The 18,815-nt window shown below is 41.6% G+C and carries 16 protein-coding genes; 2 read left to right on the forward strand and 14 right to left on the reverse strand.

Annotation, left to right across the window (positions count from 1 at the left end; genetic code table 11):
• Window positions 1-38 precede the first annotated feature (38 nt).
• Together B4N43_RS24950 and B4N43_RS24955 are read right to left on the reverse strand one after the other, a co-directional pair.
• Entirely contained in the window at window positions 39-632 is a 594-nt protein-coding gene (locus tag B4N43_RS24950; RefSeq protein WP_088162866.1) for a YceI family protein, read from the reverse strand.
• A gap of 102 nt (window positions 633-734) precedes the next feature.
• Window positions 735-1,322, reverse strand: a complete 588-nt coding sequence (locus B4N43_RS24955; RefSeq protein WP_145328318.1) for a Crp/Fnr family transcriptional regulator — start codon at window positions 1,320-1,322, stop codon at window positions 735-737.
• Between the two features lie 244 nt (window positions 1,323-1,566).
• Here B4N43_RS24955 and B4N43_RS24960 point away from each other — a divergent pair, with 244 nt between their 5' ends.
• On the forward strand, window positions 1,567-2,106 hold the full coding sequence (locus tag B4N43_RS24960) for a GNAT family N-acetyltransferase (RefSeq protein ID WP_182984419.1): 540 nt from the start codon (window positions 1,567-1,569) through the stop codon (window positions 2,104-2,106).
• A 7-nt stretch (window positions 2,107-2,113) separates the two neighbouring features.
• On the opposite strand, the gene B4N43_RS24965 is transcribed toward B4N43_RS24960, so the two are convergent.
• From B4N43_RS24965 to B4N43_RS24995, 7 genes are all read right to left on the reverse strand, one after another.
• Window positions 2,114-2,515 carry a DUF1634 domain-containing protein gene (locus tag B4N43_RS24965; protein ID WP_088162863.1) on the reverse strand — a complete coding sequence of 134 codons (402 nt, stop codon included), beginning with the start codon at window positions 2,513-2,515 and terminating at the stop codon, window positions 2,114-2,116.
• 78 nt (window positions 2,516-2,593) lie between these two features.
• Window positions 2,594-3,427 carry a sulfite exporter TauE/SafE family protein gene (locus B4N43_RS24970; protein WP_075994080.1) on the reverse strand — a complete coding sequence of 278 codons (834 nt, stop codon included), beginning with the start codon at window positions 3,425-3,427 and terminating at the stop codon, window positions 2,594-2,596.
• Between the two features lie 229 nt (window positions 3,428-3,656).
• The gene (locus tag B4N43_RS24975) at window positions 3,657-6,764 is read right to left on the reverse strand and encodes an efflux RND transporter permease subunit (RefSeq protein WP_286736868.1); all 3,108 of its coding nucleotides are present in this window, start codon (window positions 6,762-6,764) and stop codon (window positions 3,657-3,659) included.
• A 21-nt stretch (window positions 6,765-6,785) separates the two neighbouring features.
• The gene (locus B4N43_RS24980; RefSeq protein ID WP_286736870.1) at window positions 6,786-7,877 is read right to left on the reverse strand and encodes an efflux RND transporter periplasmic adaptor subunit; all 1,092 of its coding nucleotides are present in this window, start codon (window positions 7,875-7,877) and stop codon (window positions 6,786-6,788) included.
• On the reverse strand, window positions 7,867-9,201 hold the full coding sequence (locus tag B4N43_RS24985; RefSeq protein ID WP_286736873.1) for a TolC family protein: 1,335 nt from the start codon (window positions 9,199-9,201) through the stop codon (window positions 7,867-7,869). Before B4N43_RS24985 ends, B4N43_RS24980 begins: the two co-directional genes overlap by 11 nt.
• A 179-nt stretch (window positions 9,202-9,380) precedes the next feature.
• Entirely contained in the window at window positions 9,381-10,760 is a 1,380-nt protein-coding gene (locus B4N43_RS24990; RefSeq protein WP_286736876.1) for a HAMP domain-containing sensor histidine kinase, read from the reverse strand.
• The gene (locus B4N43_RS24995; RefSeq protein WP_201667286.1) at window positions 10,757-11,443 is read right to left on the reverse strand and encodes a response regulator transcription factor; all 687 of its coding nucleotides are present in this window, start codon (window positions 11,441-11,443) and stop codon (window positions 10,757-10,759) included. The genes B4N43_RS24990 and B4N43_RS24995 overlap by 4 nt, the downstream gene beginning before the upstream one ends.
• A gap of 160 nt (window positions 11,444-11,603) precedes the next feature.
• Between B4N43_RS24995 and B4N43_RS25000 the strand changes: the two genes are divergently transcribed.
• Window positions 11,604-14,117 (forward strand): phosphocholine-specific phospholipase C, encoded by a 2,514-nt coding sequence (locus tag B4N43_RS25000; protein ID WP_286736879.1) that lies wholly within the window; start codon window positions 11,604-11,606, stop codon window positions 14,115-14,117.
• A gap of 94 nt (window positions 14,118-14,211) precedes the next feature.
• On the opposite strand, the gene bioD is transcribed toward B4N43_RS25000, so the two are convergent.
• The 5 genes from bioD to bioA are packed head-to-tail and all read right to left on the reverse strand — an operon-like array spanning window position 14,212 to window position 18,809.
• The gene (gene bioD, locus B4N43_RS25005; protein WP_153846823.1) at window positions 14,212-14,844 is read right to left on the reverse strand and encodes a dethiobiotin synthase; all 633 of its coding nucleotides are present in this window, start codon (window positions 14,842-14,844) and stop codon (window positions 14,212-14,214) included.
• A gap of 47 nt (window positions 14,845-14,891) precedes the next feature.
• Complete coding sequence (gene bioC, locus B4N43_RS25010) at window positions 14,892-15,650, reverse strand: malonyl-ACP O-methyltransferase BioC (RefSeq protein ID WP_286736881.1); 759 nt, start codon at window positions 15,648-15,650, stop codon at window positions 14,892-14,894.
• Between the two features lie 5 nt (window positions 15,651-15,655).
• Window positions 15,656-16,354 (reverse strand): pimeloyl-ACP methyl esterase BioG family protein, encoded by a 699-nt coding sequence (locus tag B4N43_RS25015; protein WP_286736883.1) that lies wholly within the window; start codon window positions 16,352-16,354, stop codon window positions 15,656-15,658.
• Window positions 16,351-17,511, reverse strand: a complete 1,161-nt coding sequence (locus tag B4N43_RS25020; RefSeq protein ID WP_286736885.1) for an 8-amino-7-oxononanoate synthase — start codon at window positions 17,509-17,511, stop codon at window positions 16,351-16,353. The genes B4N43_RS25015 and B4N43_RS25020 overlap by 4 nt, the downstream gene beginning before the upstream one ends.
• Complete coding sequence (bioA, locus tag B4N43_RS25025; protein ID WP_286736887.1) at window positions 17,508-18,809, reverse strand: adenosylmethionine--8-amino-7-oxononanoate transaminase; 1,302 nt, start codon at window positions 18,807-18,809, stop codon at window positions 17,508-17,510. The genes B4N43_RS25020 and bioA overlap by 4 nt, the downstream gene beginning before the upstream one ends.
• Between the last annotated feature and the right edge of the window lie 6 nt (window positions 18,810-18,815).

Below are 18,815 nucleotides of genomic sequence, written 5' to 3' on the forward strand. Positions count from 1 at the left end.
AGGATAGCCACTAAGTTTGTGTGATTTATTATTTTCAATTAGTTCAATACCAATTCGGTATTGACAATGATGTCAACATCAGAAGCAACCGCTTCTACACCAGAAGGTAATTTATCATTATATTTCATGCCGAAATCCTGACGGTTAATTTTTGTTTTAGCAGTAAAGCCAGCACGTGTTTTTCCCCAAGGGTCGGTAATGATTCCGCCATTTTGAGTCACATCGAAAGTTACTTTTTTCGTTACATCACGAATAGTCAAATCTGCTATCATAATATATTTTCCTTTTACTTTCGCATTTTTAAAACTGATAGACTTTAATGTCATTTTAGGGAATTTTTCCGCAGCAAAGAAATCATCGGTCTTCAAATGATTGTCACGGGCAGCTATACGTGTATCGATGCTGTTGACGTCGATAGAAAAATTAACTTTAGCATTGTTAAAGCCTGTTCCTGTTGCAGTTTCAACTGTACCTTCTACCTTTGTGAATTCACCATCAACAAAGCTGATTCCAAGGTGTTTTACATCGAATCTTGCATTTGTATGCGCAGGGTCTGCAGACCATTTTACTTGTGCTACAGCAACATTAACCATTAATACTGCTACAGCCAAAATTTGGAAAAATTTATTCATGTGTTTTCTTTTTATTTATCTAACCTTCAAAAGTTCAAAATGTTTGTTTGAACAAGCTTCTGCAAAGGTGGGATAAACTAACAACGAAAAAATTGATGTAGGTCAAGAATTTCGATTCGGCTTTAATATTTGTCTTTTTAGACGGCTTAGAAACTCTTGTGTGACGCCAAGATAGGATGCTAATTGCATATTGGAGATCCGCGGATAGATTTTAGGGTACCTTTTGATGAAATCCAGATACCGCTCTTGTGCTGTAAAACCTATGCTCGAGATAATACGGTGCTGCGATGCTATTTGTGCACGTTGGGCCATTATCCTGGAGAGTTTCTCAAAGATTGGATGATCTTCGTATAGTTTGTCTTTATTTTTTTTTGACAGTGTAAGTACCACAGCGTTTTCCAAAGCCTGGATATTTTGAAGCGCTGGCTCCTGATAATTAAAGCTGGCAATATCGCCGATCCACCAATCTTCAATTGCAAACTGTAGAATGTGTTCGATCCCATCCGCGGTGACATAGAATGATTTAAATAAACCGCTGATCACGTATGCTTCATGGTGGCACACCTCGCCGGCCCGGAGAAAGTATTCTTTTTTCTTTATTTTCCTTACCTGATAACGTGAAACGATGTCATTCAGTTCTTCCTCAGTGACATCAATGCGTTGTTTTACAAATTCCTTGAATTGTTCCATTTGGCTGTAAAATACAAAATTTTGCAATGCTAATTTAACAAGCTGTTTGATTCCTATCAATTCTAAGTTAAAATAATTCAGTTGCTGGCTATTGCTTTTATTCAATTTGATCAAAACAGTGATGAAATCAACATTTTGGTGTAATATTTGACTGGATATTGCCGTAATTCAAATAGTTTCATCAATAATTGGTATCTTCTGTAGGATTTAAAATATTTTGATTGCTAAAACTAAAATATGTCTCATGAAGTTTGTTGCACCCAATACCCTTGAAAACGATAAGGTCGTATTACGAATCATAGAACCAGCGGATTTTGATACGCTATATCAAGTTGCCAGAGATCCCTTGATCTGGGAACAGCATCCCAATAAGGACCGCTGGAAGGAAGATGTTTTTCGCCTATTTTTTGAAGGTGCCTTGGCAAGTAAGTCTGCTTATTTAATCTTCGATAAGGAAAGTGGTGCCTGCATTGGCAGTACGCGGTATTATGGGCTTGATGAAGCGGAAAAATCGATTTTTGTTGGGTATACGTTTTATGCCCGTGCATATTGGGGTGCAGGCATCAATCCATTGGTCAAAGAGATGATGTTTGATTTTGCCTTCAATTTTGTGGATCGAATTTACCTGCATGTAGGGGCTGAAAATTATCGTTCTCAGACAGCAGTTGAGCGCTTGGGCGCAATTAAAGTGGCTGAAAAGATGGTCAGCTATGTGAACGAACCTGAACGTAAAAATTTTGAATACGCACTGGAAAAATCGGCCTGGCGGCGAATCAAGAGATAAAGCCTTATTATCCCTTGATTCCGCTGAGTATACTGCCTATAATGACTGTTAATACAATCAATGTGATAATAATGTAAAGCCTGTCCTTCTCGATGACAAACCCAAATAACGAGCCGATCACGCGTACAATAGGGGTGCAAATCAATAGAAGTACACCTAACTGTATAACCTGTGGAATATTTCGGCTAAAGGCCCCGGTAATAATTCCGGTAATTGTTGTGTTGGAATTCCCCTCACCGACAAAATCTCTGTAATTCGGTACGGTATCCTGTCCATGAACAATGAGGTAGAAGATACCGCCAAGGATAAGAATAGAGGAGGCGAGTATAACGCCAATACGTAAAATTTGCCCTACCAAAAGTGAGATGTCCTTGTCTCCCCAATAGTGTTTCGAAAATACTTGTTTCATTTTGAGTAGTTATGTCCTTCATCGTCTAGCGGAAGGACGTTACAAACCTAAAATTCTAAATCGTGTAAACTACCGTTTTTAGAATTTATGCTGGAATCCGTTGAAGATCATTTCCAAGGCCACCAATGTAATGGCGACGGCGAAAATAATGCGTAAAGTCTTCGGATTCATCCGTTTTAAGAGCTTGGATCCTGTAATGGCGCCGCATAATACGCCTAGGATAACTGGAAAAGCAATACCTGGATCCATATAGCCTCTTTGTAGATAGACCACTGCAGAAGCCGCTGCGGTGACACCGATCATAAAGTTGCTCGTTGTGGTACTGACTTTAAATGGAATTTTCATCATGCTGTCCATTGCTAGTACTTTAAGGGAGCCGGAACCAATGCCCAATAATCCAGAAAGTATTCCTGCAATCCCCATCAAAGAGAAGCCTCCGGCTATGTTGGTAAGTTTGTATGGAATTAATTTGCCATCAGCAGGATAGGTACTGTTCAGCTTCAATTTTTCTGCCAGGACCGAACCGCCGGAAAGTGCGTGTTCGTTTTTCTTACGTACCGTCATAGCCGCAGAGAAGATAAGTACAACACCAAAGATGATTGCAATGGTATTCGTAGGCATGTAAATGGCAATAACAGCGCCGATCACTGCTCCAATGGTAGTTGCAATTTCAAGAAACATCCCAAGTCGGATGTTGGTGATGCCTTCCTTGACATAAGCTGTCGCGGCACCGGATGATGTGGCGATGGAGGCAAGCAAGGCTGCTCCAATGGCATAACGGATGTCGACATGAAATAGAAGAGTTAATAAAGGGATGACAACGACCCCTCCGCCTAAGCCTGTCAGGGATCCTAAGAGTCCTGCTACAAAAGCACCCAGGAGAAGGATGATTGTAAAGGTGAGAATAGTCATAAATATTTGTTTGTTTGTGTGATCCAAAAAGCAGCAGCTGCTTTTTGGAAGGTAATTTGTTGTAAACTTAAGGGCTTTTTATTGTTTTTGAAATTTTTAAGCCGGAATAGATACAAATGTTACATCAAAAGTATCATAAAAAAATGATACTGCCCTGTCGTTTCACAGCGTGGGGCAGTATCGATGACCTTTTAATGGTCTAAGTATATAATATAAAATATGGACAACATTATTCAGCGATTGTTTGTTGTACCTTTTCTTTTCTGTTGAAGATATCGTAGATGATTGGAAATACCAACAACGTCAATATCGTCGCTGAGATTAGTCCTCCAATGATGACGATCGCCAAAGGTTTTTGTGATTCCGAACCTATACCGGTCGATAATGCAGCCGGCAATAGTCCGATGGAAGCCATCAGAGCTGTCATGACAACAGGTCGTGTTCGCGATTTTACACCTTTGTAAATCGATTGGTCATTGGGTAGACCTTCCTTCTTGTTCTGATGGAATTCCGAGATCAGGATAACTCCATTCTGGATACATATCCCGAATAATGCAATCATACCTACTCCAGCCGAAATTCCAAAATTCATACCTGTAACGTGCAAGGCAATAATTCCTCCGATCAAAGCAAACGGAACGTTGGCCAATACGAGCAGCGAATCCTTGATATTCCCGAATAGAATAAACAATAGGAAGAAAATGACGATCAAACTGATTGGTACCACCTGTGCTAAACGATGTGTAGCACGTTGCTGATTTTCAAATTGTCCAGTCCAGCCAATGGAATATCCTTCCGGAAGCTTAATTTTACTTACTTTTTGTTGTGCTTCAGCAATGGTGCTTCCTAAGTCACGGTCGCGGATGGAAAATTTGATGCCGATATAGCGTTTGATGTTGTCGCGATAGATAAAAGCAGCACCATTATCTTTTTCAATGGTCGCGATACTTTTCAAAGGAATTAATGTGCCATCACCACATGGAACCATCAGCTGTGCAATATCTTTTTCTGTTTTCCGATATTCGGGTGCGTAGCGTAGGCGAATGTTGAATTTGCGTTCACCATCGTACAAAATGGAAGCGGTCTTTCCGCCGAAGGCCATTTCCAGTACCGCCTGTGCATCTGCCGGTAGAACGTTGAAAGCTGCCATACGGGTCCGATCCAATACCACACTCACTTCGGGCTGACCAATATTGAGAATAATACCGGGTTCTTTAATGCCTTGAATACCTTTGACCTGTGCATAAACTTCTTTCGCCAGGCGGTCTAAGGTCGCGAGGTTATCGCCAAAGATCTTGATGCCGTTTTCGGCCTTGAAACCAGCAACGGCTTCGGCGACATTATCCGAAATAGGCTGTGAATAGTTATAGGTAATACCCTGAAATTGTTTGAGTTTATGGTCCATCTCTTCGATCAGCTGATCCATGGTGATTTTACGGGTCCATTCCTCTTTAGGTTTTAGGGCCACAGCAAACTGAACAAAGCCAAAGCCATTGGGGTCGGTACCATCGTTGCTCCGTCCTGTTTGCGACAGTACGCCGGTGACTTCAGGAAAGGTTTCCAAAGTACTCTTTAACAGTTTGGTTGTTTTAACCGATTCACGTAAAGAAGTGCTCATAGGCATCTCGGCAGTAACCCAAAGAGACCCTTCATTTAATGTCGGTAAAAATTCTGTTCCTAAAAATTTTGCAGAAAATAAGACTGCAGCTAGTAAAGTAATCGCAACGATCATACTCAGACGCTTGTTTCGGAATGTAAATCCAAAACCCTTGGCGACAATTCTATTCCAGAATTCAACAAATGGATTGTGTCTTTCTTTCACATTTTTATTGAGCAGAATATGCGATAAAGCGGGAACGAGTGTCAAGGTAAACAGTAATGCACCCAGTAAAGCAAAACCCAGGGTAAAGGCCAGTGGAGAGAACATTTTTCCTTCTACTTTTTGGAAGGAGAATATGGGCATCAATGAGGTGATGATAATCAGCTTGGAGAAAAAGATTGCTTTCCCCAAGCCTGTTCCTGTCTGTTTGATCCAACCTGCTTTGGCCATTTTGTTGAATTTCTCCATGCCCAGCTTATGGGCTTGGTGGTCCAACATGACAAATATCCCTTCAACCATGACGACTGCACCGTCGATGATAATACCAAAGTCTACAGCGCCCAGAGAAAGCAAGTTGGCACTCATGCCTGCTAGTTTAAGGCATAGAAAGGCAAAAAGTAATGCGAGCGGTATGATAATGGAAACGATGACCGTAGTGCGCCAATCTGCCATAAAAAGCAATACCATTAAGGTGACGAGTACAATACCCTCGATCAAGTTATGCATAACGGTATGGGTCGTGAAATCCATGAGATTGTCACGGTCATAGAAGGTTTGCATTTTGACATCCTTGGGAAGGATTTTGTTGTTGAGCTCGTCTATTTTCGCTTTTACAGCAGTTAAAACCTCTCTTGGATTTTCGCCTTTCCGCATTACGATGGTTCCTGCTACCACATCATCATTTTTACCAAAACCGGCTTGGCCCACGCGGGGCATCGCGCTTTCTCTTACTTCGGCTACATTTTTAACAAAGACAGGATTTCCTTTTTGGTTGATTACAGTGATGTTTTCGATATCATTGATTGAGTTGACCAAACCAATACCGCGTACGACGTAGGACTGGCCACTTTTTTCGATGACATCTCCACCGACATTCAGGTTACTTTTGCTGACAGCATCAAATACCTGCAAAGGGGTCAGATTAAATTTGTCTAGTTTGATAGGGTCAGTACTGATTTCGTAAACCAAATCCTGTCCGCCAAAAACGTTGATATCTGCTACACCTGGAACACCGCGTAAAGCGCGGTCAATGACCCAGGTCTGCAAAGTAAGGAGGTCGCGTGAATTACGTTGATCGCTATGTAATGTATAACGGAATATCTCTCCTGTGGGGCCATAAGGGGGTTGTACTTCAGGGTCGACATTGTCGGGCAGGCTCACAGACCGCATGAGGTTGTTGACCTGGTTGCGTGCAAAAGTGTCGTCAATACCATCATCAAAGATGATTTTAACAATGGAGAGGCCAAACATGGTGGTGCTCCGTATACTTGTTCTCTTTTGAACTGGACTCATGCCCAGTTCGATTGGTGTCGTTACAAAACGTTCGACTTCCTCCGCACTTCTTCCATTCCATTGGGTAATGATGGTTATTTGTGTATTGGTTACATCAGGAAATGCCTCAATAGGCATGCTTTTAAAGCTAATGAAACCAGCAATAGCCAAAATACCGACCCAAATAAAGGTAAATGCTTTATTTTTAATGGAAAAGGCAATGATATTTTTAATGAATTTGTTCATTCGTGTAAATGCTAAGACGGATTAATTATTCAGTGCTCTATAGATCAAAAGTTTATTGTTGACAACAACTTTTTCACCTTCCTGTAGTCCCGTAGCCATATAGGTTGTTCCTTCGTTTTGTTTGATCGGCAGTATTTCGCGAATCTTAATATCATTTTGGGATTTATAGATTAATACGAAATATTTGTTTTGATCGAAAATGACCGCATCAGAAGGAACTGCGAGCGCTTCCGTATTGGAGCGATGCAATACTTTAATGGTCGCTTTACTATCCGGAATAAGTAGACCATCCTTATTGTCTAGTACCACCCGTGCCTGCATTGAATTCGTCTGCGGATCGATGATCTTAAAGATTTTATCGATACTGCCCTGGAATTTTTTGTCCGGGTAGCTCAGGGTAGACACAATAGCGGGCATGCCCATACTAATCTTGTCGATATCCGTTTCGTTGACATTAAGAATTGCCCATACATCTTTTGTATTGGCCACATCAAAGATGTTGTCGCTGCGGTCACTACGCAACTGCATGTCCTTATTGATGTTCTTTTGGACGATGTAACCATCGATTGGAGATACGACCGAATAAATATTGCCTGTACGGACATTGTAAATCTGACTGACAGCCTCTGAACGGCGTAGCTGCTCTTTGGCTTTGGTTAATTGTCCTTTTGCCTCCAGCATGTCTTTATCTGTGCTCAATTTTCCGTTATACATATCTTCAGCTACACGGTAGTTTTTCTCGGCGAGTAATACATCGGTTTTGGCATCCGAAAGATCCTTTTGTATACCAGCGACTTCCGTACTTCTGATTGTTGCCAATACCTGACCTTTATGGACATAATCACCCAAAGAAACATTCACGGAGACAACATTCCCTCCAACGAGTGGGAAAATATCGATGTAATTGTTTTGATCGGCCGATATCTTTCCAAAAAAGTTGAGTTCTTCGGTCACATTTTCTTTTTTTACCGTAGCAAAACTTGTCGATTTAAGCATCGTCTCACTAATTTCGAAACCTTTGACAATGGTTGCATTATCTGTTTCTTTATGATTTTGGCAAGAGTAAAGTAGCACTATTGCTACAGTGGCTATAAGAAATTTTTTAGTTGACATGAGTTGAATTGAATATAGAAGTTTGAGCCAGGTAGTTTAATTGTTCGGCGTTGAGAATAATTTCCTTTTTCATATCGTATAACTTAAGAATAGATATGCGATAGCTGTCCATAAAATCAGTGAACTCAACTAAAGAAATATTCCCTTTTTTAAAATTATTGAATATGCCATCATAGACCACAGCGATGTTGTGAAGGTCGTCTGAAGTAATGGTAAAATATTGATTATATTGATTTTCCCATGACTGATAGTTGGAACGGATCTGTGACTCCAATAGCTGCCGTTGGACTTCAATATTTTTCTTTGCCTCTTCTTCGGCGTATTTAGCTTTGATAACATTTCCTTTATTTTGTTTCCACAACGGGATCGGAATGGCGGCTGTAACATTGACTTCATTGTGGAATACCCCCCCGTTCTGGCTGTAGGAAAGGCCAAGGTTAATATCAGGTGTATTTAAAGACTGTTGCCATTTTGTAAATAACTGTGAGCTTTCAGCGGTCTTTAAGGCAAATTGATAATCGGCATTGTTTTCCAAGGCCAATTGATAGATTTTGTCCAAAGCCATAGTTGGCTTTACGGCAAGTTCCTGATCTGCTTCTTGATCTGTTAACTTCGGTAATACATCTTCCTGACTGGAAATAAGCACACGTAATTGCTGCTGTAGATTGATGCTATTATTGATCGCTGTTGTTTTTTCGTTGTTGAGATCGATGGCCATTGTTTGAAGACGAACTTGATCTTTTAAAGAAACATTTCCTTTTTTTCCTTGCTCTTTATAAGCTGCAAGTAGATTATTTAGGTAATCCAACTGGATTTTAATATCCGCCAATTTATGTTGCTCAAAGTAGAGCGAGTAGAAGGTTGTACGTAGCTGCGCACGGAGGCTTGCTAGCAATTGACTGAACTGTAATTTAGCAAGTTCAACATTTGATTTAGCAAATTCCACCTCATTCTTCTTTTTTCCACCGAGATAAATCAATTGGGATACGCTCGCTTCCTTGGATTGACCAATATGAAATGTTTTTTTGTTCTGTGGATCGTAGGCATTGGCAGATAACTGCAATTGTGGTAGATCCCATATTTTGGCTTGTATGACGTCAGCCTCTGCTTGGCTGATGTCATATTGTTGCGCCAGGAGGGAAAGGTTCTTGCTGACGAATGCTTCTTCGCATTCCTGCAGTGTCATCTGTTTTCCCGAGACATCACTTTGCTTATTCCCACGTGTACTTTCATGAATGCTCGTGTAATCTGCTTGTGGCGGTTTTTGTTGAGCAAAAGCCATGCTATTGAAAAGCAATAAAAATATTAAAGGTTTCTTTGTCATGTTTATCAAAACTTGTGTAACAAAATAACTGGTCGAATATTAAAAGCCCCTTAATAAATGCTTAAAAAAAGCTTAAAATTAGCATGTTTTTCAGGTAGGTAAGAAGCCTAATGCACGGTTAATAAATGTATCTACTTGTTGCTTAATGGCTTCTGGTTAATTTGGAGCGATTTTTGCAACTAACCTCTCTGGTTGAGAAACAATTTAAATAGTAATACAAAAGTATGCGTAGATTGTTTTAGATCTGCCTGATATGCTATCGTTGCTTGATGCGATTGCATGATACGCTGAACGATACGTAGCCCTAAGCCTGATCCTGTTGTTTCACTTGCGTTCTCTCCGCGGCTGAACGCATCGAAAATCCGCTTTTGGTCGATTGTGCTCAAGGCCGGACCAGTATTGCTGACAAGTACCTTGAGTTCGAAGGTTGATTCTACAATCATCACCTTTACCTCTCTGGTATCGGAGTAGAGCGCAGCATTTTTAAATAAATTCACAAAAGCAATTTCAATCAATTGTGCGGAACAGAAAATACTAAGTTTTGGATCTTCGATCCCACCGATTGAAAAATCCAGTTGCAGGTCGGGGAATACCTTGGCTACTTTTTCATAGGCCATAAAGATAATTTCATCGATCCGCTCTTCCTTATAGGTCATTTTCAAACGCTCAGAGTCGAACTTTGAAAGTAACATCAGCGAATCGGTTACCTCCGAAAGATGTAAGGTTTCCTTGGATATGTTACGTAAGACCTGCTTCACGTCTTCACTCAGCTGATTTTGATGATAGAGGTTCTCCAGCTGAAAGGACATTCGGGCAAGCGGTGTTCGCAGCTCGTGGGAGGCGCTGGAATTAAACTCTTTCTGCGATTCGAAAGCAGCCGAAAGCCGCAGCAGCATGGTATTAAATGCTCGGGTTAGTACAGCAATCTCATCGGTATGACCGGTATACTCGACAGGTTTGGTAAGTTTACTGGCATTAATCTGCGTAATATTGTCTTTTAATTTATCGAGTGGGATCAATAGGCGCTGGATGAGGTTATAACTAAATATCCAGACCAGAACAGCGCTCAGGACAAATAATATTGTTAGGACGAGCGCAAGATGGTCCATTTTTTCATTTCCAGAGTAATCCTGTGCTTTTACGATAATATAATAAGGTAAACCGTTGATGCGATAATATTTGGCCAGCGTTTCATATTGGTCCTGATAGTAGAAGATCTGTTTTTCCTGATTTAGCCGATTGACAATCGAAGCATTCCAGGTAATGGTCTGATCCTTTACGGTACTGAAGACGAGCTGTTTGTTTTTGTCAAGGATGATAACATCTTCATAGAAAAGGCCATCTTCGTCATCGTGAAAATAGTTTTTGTAAGACTGGCGGTTGAAATAGGGGTTACTGGCGATATAATGGGAAATATTGTCCAATTTATCAATCAGTCGCTGGCGAAATTGATCTTTCCGAAAATCGAAACTAGCATAGTAGATAATCAACATCGCCATACCGAAAAGGACGGAGAATGCAATGCTAAAGCTAATCGCTATTTTCTTCTTTAAATTCATTTTTCTGCCGATAGGTAATAACCAAAGCCAGGTCTTGTATGGATCAGTTTATTCTCAAAGTTTTTATCAATCTTCTTACGCAAAAAGTTGATATAAACTTCAATTGTATTCTGTGTTGTCTGAAATTGATTTTGCCATACTTCCTCCGATATATGTTGCTTGGACAGGGTGCGGCCCTTTGCCTGTGCTAAGATAAGCAGCAGCTGAAATTCCTTTTGAGTAAGATTAATTTCTTCATTTGCACGTAATACACGGGCCTCATCAGGATAAATGATCAGATCATCGACTACCAGTGTTTTTGTTTCATTGCTTTCGCTATGCTGTTGCCGACGCAATAGGGAATAGATGCGCATCAGCAATTCATCTAAGACGAAAGGTTTAACCAAATAGTCATCAGCAGCCCGTAGAAATGCCTCCTTTTTATCATCTATATCATCGTATGCCGAGAGAATAATAATTGGTGTAAAGGCGTCATGGCTTCTTATCTTTTTACAGATTTCCAATCCATTGATTTTGGGGACATTGATGTCCAATAGATAAAAACCATATTTCTTCTGGTGTGTTTTGGCCAAAAAATCAATTCCATCAAAGGCTTGATCACAGGTAAAGCCCTGGCTTAATAGAAAAGATCGGATCTCTTTAGAGAGTACCTTGTCGTCTTCGAGCAGCAAAATGTCCACCATATTTATATCTGTTGTCTTTTCGTAAAAATAAACAAATTTTTGTCATCCAATCAAAGAGATGTTTTCTTCGTACTTAATTTGGTAACATAAGATTTACACGAAGAAATATGAAACAAAAAGAAATCTAAGTAGATTCAAATCGAAATTATAAATAAGTGTTATGGAAACCAGAAGAGAATTCCTACGAAAGACCCTACTATTTTCAGGAGCAGCAGGTATTGCCAGCTTCATGCCCGCATCGATCCAGAAAGCCTTTGCCATAGACCCTGACCCAGGAAGTAGTTTTTTAGATGCCGAACATATCGTCATCCTGATGCAGGAGAACCGATCCTTTGATCATACGCTAGGTAGTCTTTCGGGAGTTCGGGGTTTCAATGATCCACGTTCGATACGTTTACCGAACGGTTTACCCGTATGGTATCAAACGGATAAAGAGGGAAAAACGTATGCTCCTTTCCGATTAAACCTGAAGGAAAGTAAAGTGACCTGGATGGGTTCTCTTCCACATAGTCGTGCAAGCCAGGTGGATGCCTTTAACCAAGGTCGTTACGATCATTGGCTGTTATCGAAGCAATCAGGGAATAAACAATATGCGGCTATGCCCTTAACATTGGGGTATTTTACACGTGAAGATTTGCCCTTTCATTATGCCTTAGCGGATGCTTTTACAGTATGTGATCAGAATTTTTGCTCGGGCATGACCAGCACTACGCCTAACCGTTCCTTTTTCTGGACGGGTAAGATTACAGAGATGAAAGATGGTCTGCAAAAAGCGAATATTCGGAATGATGACTTTGGCTATGGTAAAATGACCTGGGAAACTTTTCCGGAATTGCTTGAAAAGAATGGCATTAACTGGCGTTTTTATCAAAATGAGACAAGCTGTGGCGGCGGGTTTTCTGGACAGGAAAGGGCATGGCTATCCAATTTTGGGTGTAATCTGCTGGAGTTTTTTCAGGCTTATCAAGTTAAATTTAAGGAGAACTATATCAAAAGCCTAGAAACACAGGTTCGGGATTTGCCCATGCAGATTTCCAAGTTGGAAGAGAAGTCTCCTTCTTCCGAAGAACAAGCCGAAAAGATACGCGCTGATATTCGCAAAAAAAGTGAGGCACTTGAGCGAGCGGAGACCGAACTAAAGGAATTCAATCCAAACAATTATAAAAAGCTAAGTGATTTTACGAAATCATTAAATGAGCGGGCGTTTACGGTAAACAAAGGGGACAACAATTACAGGTCGCTTGATACGTTAAATTTTAAGGCACAGGGGAAAAAAGCTGCGCTGGAAGTCCCAAAAGGCGATATTCTTTATCAATTTCGCAAAGACGTTGATACTGGTAAATTGCCTGCGGTATCCTGGTTGGCCGGCCCACAGAATTTCTCGGACCACCCGAGTGCGCCCTGGTATGGAGCTTGGTATGTATCTGAAGTTTTAGATATCTTAACAAAGAACCCTGAGGTTTGGAAAAAAACTATTTTTATCATTACCTATGATGAAAACGATGGTTACTATGATCATGTTAAACCTTTCCTTGTACCTGATTTAAAGAAGAAAGATACAGGGGCATGTTCTCCTGGGATCGATACGGAGGTGGAGATGGTTCGTTTAGAAAATGAGCTAAAACAGGGGATTCCTAAAAAGCAAGCACGCGAAGGGGCTGTGGGCCTAGGTTTTCGTGTTCCCATGTATATTGCGTCGCCTTGGTCACGAGGTGGTAAGGTTTGCTCTCAGGTATTTGATCATACGTCTACTTTGCAATTTTTGGAATCTTTCTTTAACAAAAAGCTGAACAAGAATATGCATTTGGAAAACATCAGTGCATGGCGTAGAACAATCTGTGGTGATTTGACAACCGCTTTTACACCTTTTACTCAGCAAAAGGAACAACTCCCTTTTCTTGATAGGAATCAGTATATCGAAACGATATACAATGCGCAGTTCAAAGATGATCCGCGAGGCTTTGTTGAGGTCAAAGATCCTGATCTCGCGACTAAAAACGGATGGATTCCGGGATTTGACCGAATACAGGAGCGGGGGATTCGTAAATCTTTGCCATTGCCTTATGCGCATGATGCGGTGGGCTTTGTGAAAGACGGAGTGTTTCATCTAACGATGACTGTAGACAGCAAGTTTTTCGGAAAAAGGACCGCAGGTACAGCCTTCAACGTTTATAGTCCGTTGGAATATCGTGATGAACAGGGGCAAAGTGAAACCTACCGTAATTGGAATTTTGCGGTGAAGGCCGGTGATCGTTTGGCATATCAGTGGGACCTGGCACGATTTGAAGGAGATCGCTATGCTTTTGAATTACATGGTCCAAATGGTTTTTATCGAAAATTTTCTGGACAAAAAGGAGATGCAGCACTAGAGGCTACCGTTTCTCCGGAACTGAAAGCGCTAACTCAGGCGGCGACAGGGAAACTGCAGTTGAGACTTAGGAACAAGGGTGACCAGCGGGTAACCGTAGTTGTCGAGAGCCTTAGCTATGGAAAATATGCCACAACGAAAGAAATAGCTCCCGCCGAAGAAGTTCCATTGATCCTGGATGTTGAAAGTCAAGGAAATTGGTATGATATTGCTGTACGAATCAAGGGAGACAGCAGTTTCGTCATTCAGCTCGCAGGGCGATTGGAAACGGGTGTTGAGTGTACAACTGATCCATTATTAGCATAATCTGTACTGTTTCAGCAGGGATGGCGGTCAATTCTTATTGAATGGGTTCCCTGCTGTTGCTATATATCTATCAATAGTAACAGCTTGACCTTATTTACACGCGAACAAATAAGGTCTCCGGATAGTTTGTTTCTATATAACGACGAAGATACAACTCCGTATCAGTACTTATCGTGCGGTCTTTATGAACGGGGAATGTATTGTAAACCAAGGTATGTAGATTGATCTTGCGCTTGGTGATCGCTTCCAGACTTAGTAAGGTATGGTTGATACTCCCTAATTTTCCAGAGGTGACAAAAATAAGCGGATACTGCATTTCTTGGATGTAATCGATAATCAGATAATCTTCTCTTAATGGAACCATCAACCCACCTGCACCCTCAATAAGAACAGCGTCGTAGCGTTGGCTTAATGTTAAGCTAGCCTGTCTGATCTTTTTAAAGTCAATTTCACGATTATCCAGGCGTGCTGCTAGATGAGGGGAGGCGGGGTAGGTGAAAATCTCCGGCATCGTAATTTTCTGATGATCTTCTGCTGTTAATGGGATTTCCATGAGTTGGCGATGGAGGACGATGTCTTCAGAAATAGTTGTATTTCCAGTTTGTACAAGCTTTTGGGTAATGGTGCGTATACCGCTTGTATTCCATTGTTTCGCGAGGAGGCCAGTTGCATAACTTTTTCCTATCCCGGTATCTATGCCGGAAACAAAATAGATATTTTCATTCATTGCTGTATTTCTTTTGTAGGTTGTTCGACTGTTTGTAATTGAAGTGCTCAGCTGTTGCTTTTTATTGCAATAATATAGATGGGATGGTAGGTTAGGGAAACGCCCTCTTCTGTCCCATAGTGCGATGTATACTTATCACAGAAAGCCCGAAGTGTGCCTTTTGTCCACCGGTGATTTTTTATTCCCGTTACCCCGGTTTGTTTCAGGTGAACAAGAACTTGTAGTGGGCTTTCAAAGTGTAGTTTTAAATGTTCTTCTTGTGCAACGAGGATCTTATAATTCAACGCTAAAAGTTCTGCGATAAGTTCCGATTTAGATCGATATGTTAGTCCCACATGTGCTGTTGCATTGATCTCGTGCATATTGTCATGTCCAAAAGTGCTGAAGGCAAGGATACCGGAATCCGGAAGGGATCCATAACAGCTTTCAAAGAAAGCGTGAGGATTGTTGAACCACTGAATCGTAGAACAGGACGCGATTAGATTGATGTCTTTGGGAAAAGCATAAGTTTCTGCGTCAGCACAGATGAACGTGTGCGACGATGTCAAAATATCCAATACTTCGGGCATCATTTCTGGACAGATATCATTTAAAACCATTTTTTTTGGTTTGATATGCTGTAAGATTAACCGCGAAAAAAGCCCTGTTCCGCAGCCAATTTCCAATACTTTTTGTGGTCTTATCTGTATGTTCTCCTGCATCAACCTGATCATTTTTTTTGCTATTTCATATTGGGCGATCGCTGCCGACTGATAGTTAGATGCCGCTTTAGCGAAACGGGATCTAATCCTTTGTTTGTCCATCATGATGATCATCTTAAAAGGTGCTTAAATAATTGTTCGGGATAATGAGTAGCATCGATTATCGTATATGCAGTACCGGGCCAGGCGCGTTTTTGATTCTCTAAGTTGAAGATTCGATCTTCTTTGCCTATATATATCTGATGCCATTGGAATGCCGCTGCTGATTTTGCACCAGCTGTTTTTTCAATCGCGATGAGCTCTGAACGGAGGTCTTCGATGTCGCGTTGGGGGGCTCTTTCAAGAAAGTAGTTAAAAAGGGTCTTGGAACCACACATGCGTAATCTGAATTTTTCCAACGTTTTATTGCTCAGTGTATCCAATGTTCCTTTAAATAACTGGCTAGGAATTCCTTTTTCGTCATCTATTGGAAATGGTGTTCCATTGATTGCAGTACATGTGCTGATGGGGTAATTGCTGTTTTGAAGTTCGGGCAGTACCATTGATGCCGCCCATACCCCCATAGACCAGGCGAAAACCTCAATTTCCTGGTAACCTGCCAGTAGACTTGTGTCCAACAGTAAATCCGTATAACTATGGGCAACAATGAGATCTTTGCTGACTGGGGAATAGTGCAAAAAAGGATGTTCATCCATGCCCCAGCCTGCAAAGAATAACAGTAGTTTTTCGTTGGATTTTGCCTGAAGATGCTGCCTTGGCAAATTATCGACGGGAGTGACCCTTTTAGGAGTGATTCTTTTAAGTATCATAAGCTTGCTGCGAGTTGTTTGATCATGGACGATGTCATTGTTGCTGTCAATGAAATTCGGATTCTTGACGTTCCTTCTGGTACTGTGGGCGGGCGTATGGGAAGCACGTAAAATCCCTTTCGCTGCAGGTCTTCTGCTTTCAGTACCGTTTCCTTGTTATTACCGATAATGACCGGTAGAATATGACTCTCTGACGGACAATTAAAGCCTTTGGCAATTATGTGCTGTTTGAGCAATAGGCTATTTTTGTGCAGCTGTTGGCGCCGGTCTGTAAAGTCACTTAAGCGTTCCAAAATAAACACAGTCCATAATAGATTGATTGGAGGCAACGCTGTTGTAAAAAGTAGTGTACGTGCCTTATTGATCAAATAATTTCGGATTGGTTCCTTACATAGCAGGTAGCCACCAACCGATGCTAAAGCTTTTCCGAAAGTGCCTGTCAGGAAATCAATATCGGCAATACATTGCTGTTCTTCTGCGCAGCCAAGTCCCTGTATTCCGCGTACCCCTACGGCGTGAGCTTCATCGACATAAAGTAAGGTATTGGGGAAACGTTGTTTTAGACTGACCAGATAGTTGAGGTCCGTGCAATCACCATCCATGCTAAAAATACTTTCTGTGACGATGATGATGCATGTGAAGCGATGGGCATATTTTGTCAATAAATGCGTTAAGTGCGTATAATCGGAATGCCGGTACCTGTAGCAGGTTGCATTGGATAGTCGGATGCCGTCAATTAGGCTTGCGTGGACACCCTTATCGGCGAGAATTAATGTCTGCGTATCACAAACTGCAGGAAGTATGCCTACATTCATATGATAGCCGCTGTTAAAGACCAATGCACTCTCCGTACCAAACATTTGGCACAACATTGTTTCCAATTGCGTATAGCGTGCATGGTTTCCTGTGAGTAGACGCGAAGAGGAAGCGCTGAATACAGCATTATCTTTTGTGACCGAGTTTAGGAATTCTTGACGAAGTATCTGATCTGTCGCAAGTCCAAGATAATCGTTCGACGAGAGGTTGTAACGCTCTTTAACATGCTCCTGTGCTGTGTTATCCTGTTGTGTGATAAGGGGAAGTTTTCGTTTATTCCCTTGTTTTTCAAGGGTAAATAATTCATCTTCAATGCGCTGGATTAGGCTGTTTTCAATCATTGGACTGTGCTGATTACGGCTAGCAATGCCTGTGTTAACTTGTGAAGCTCACCTTCATTTATGATAAAAGGGGGCATGATATAAATAAGTTTTCCGAATGGCCTTACCCAAATTCCCTCTTCGATAAACCGCTGTTGTATGCTGGATAGATCGACGGAGTTTTTCATCTCGATGACTGCAATTGCACCTAGAATTCTGAGCTCCTCGACTTGGGGCAGCGCTGTTGCAGCGCTAAGTTCCCGTCTCAATTGTTCTTCGATTAACGTTACTTTCGCTTTCCAGTCCGTTGCCAATAGTAGTTTGATGGAAGCGTGGGCTACAGCGCAAGCCAAAGGGTTGGCCATAAAAGTTGGCCCGTGCATAAACGTACCTGGTGTACCGTTGGAGATTGTATTCGCAACATGATCTGAAGTGATCACGGCGGATAGCGTCATATAGCCACCAGTCAAGGCTTTGCCGATACACATGATATCGGGCACTATTCCGGCATGCTCCCAGGCAAAGAGCTTACCCGTGCGCCCAAACCCGGTAGCAATTTCATCAAAGATTAAAAGAAGTTGATTTTCTTTGCAGAGGTGTGCTGCCTGACGCAAGTACTCCGGATGGTAAAAACGCATTCCACCGGCTCCCTGGACGATAGGTTCAAGGATGAGAGCGGCCAATTCATCCTTGTGTGAGCAGATCAGGTCTGCCAAGGGTTGGATGTCATTGGCATCCCATTCTTGCTCAAACCCTATTTTTGGGGCAGGGGCAAAATAGCGTTTGGGTAAAGAACTGTCAAAGATGCGGTGCATGCCAGTAATGGGATCACAGACCGACATCGCGTTCCAGGTATCACCATGGTACCCAGAACGAACCGTGACAAAGTTTGTTTTATTGGTCTTTTTCTGTGAGACCCAGTATTGAATAGCCATTTTAAGCGCAACTTCTACCGCAACAGAACCCGAGTCGGCATAAAATATTTTGTTGAGTGGAGTAGGGATGATGTCAAGCAGTATTTTACCGAGAGCAATTGCTGGTTCGTGCGTAAGTCCACCAAACATCATGTGTGACATGCTGCTGAGCTGTGCTGTGACCGCGGCGTTAAGGACGGGGTGATTGTAGCCATGGATGGCGCACCACCAAGAGGACATACCATCTATAAGCTGCTGTCCATTTTCCAACTCGATTATACAACCATCTGCCCGTTTAACTTTGTAGGCCGGTAAGGGATTTGTCATGGTTGTATACGGATGCCATAGATGCTTTTTATCAAAATCATCGATAAGGTCGTGTTGGTTGATTTCTTCTCTTTCCATGATGGT

It is taken from the genome of Sphingobacterium sp. UBA1897 (assembly GCF_002337775.1).
GTDB classification, from domain to species: Bacteria; Bacteroidota; Bacteroidia; order Sphingobacteriales; family Sphingobacteriaceae; genus Sphingobacterium; species Sphingobacterium siyangense.

Excerpts from the sequence above, each read along its gene's own strand:
- B4N43_RS24950 (WP_088162866.1), bottom strand. The coding sequence starts at position 632 with ATGAATAAATTTTTCCAAATTTTGGCTGTAGCAGTATTAATGGTTAAT.
- B4N43_RS24955 (WP_145328318.1), bottom strand. The coding sequence starts at position 1,322 with ATGGAACAATTCAAGGAATTTGTAAAACAACGCATTGATGTCACTGAG.
- B4N43_RS24960 (WP_182984419.1), top strand. The coding sequence starts at position 1,567 with ATGAAGTTTGTTGCACCCAATACCCTTGAAAACGATAAGGTCGTATTA.
- B4N43_RS24965 (WP_088162863.1), bottom strand. The coding sequence starts at position 2,515 with ATGAAACAAGTATTTTCGAAACACTATTGGGGAGACAAGGACATCTCA.
- B4N43_RS24970 (WP_075994080.1), bottom strand. The coding sequence starts at position 3,427 with ATGACTATTCTCACCTTTACAATCATCCTTCTCCTGGGTGCTTTTGTA.
- B4N43_RS24975 (WP_286736868.1), bottom strand. The coding sequence starts at position 6,764 with ATGAACAAATTCATTAAAAATATCATTGCCTTTTCCATTAAAAATAAA.
- B4N43_RS24980 (WP_286736870.1), bottom strand. The coding sequence starts at position 7,877 with ATGTCAACTAAAAAATTTCTTATAGCCACTGTAGCAATAGTGCTACTT.
- B4N43_RS24985 (WP_286736873.1), bottom strand. The coding sequence starts at position 9,201 with ATGACAAAGAAACCTTTAATATTTTTATTGCTTTTCAATAGCATGGCT.
- B4N43_RS24990 (WP_286736876.1), bottom strand. The coding sequence starts at position 10,760 with ATGAATTTAAAGAAGAAAATAGCGATTAGCTTTAGCATTGCATTCTCC.
- B4N43_RS24995 (WP_201667286.1), bottom strand. The coding sequence starts at position 11,443 with ATGGTGGACATTTTGCTGCTCGAAGACGACAAGGTACTCTCTAAAGAG.
- B4N43_RS25000 (WP_286736879.1), top strand. The coding sequence starts at position 11,604 with ATGGAAACCAGAAGAGAATTCCTACGAAAGACCCTACTATTTTCAGGA.
- bioD (WP_153846823.1), bottom strand. The coding sequence starts at position 14,844 with ATGAATGAAAATATCTATTTTGTTTCCGGCATAGATACCGGGATAGGA.
- bioC (WP_286736881.1), bottom strand. The coding sequence starts at position 15,650 with ATGATGGACAAACAAAGGATTAGATCCCGTTTCGCTAAAGCGGCATCT.
- B4N43_RS25015 (WP_286736883.1), bottom strand. The coding sequence starts at position 16,354 with ATGATACTTAAAAGAATCACTCCTAAAAGGGTCACTCCCGTCGATAAT.
- B4N43_RS25020 (WP_286736885.1), bottom strand. The coding sequence starts at position 17,511 with ATGATTGAAAACAGCCTAATCCAGCGCATTGAAGATGAATTATTTACC.
- bioA (WP_286736887.1), bottom strand. The coding sequence starts at position 18,809 with ATGGAAAGAGAAGAAATCAACCAACACGACCTTATCGATGATTTTGAT.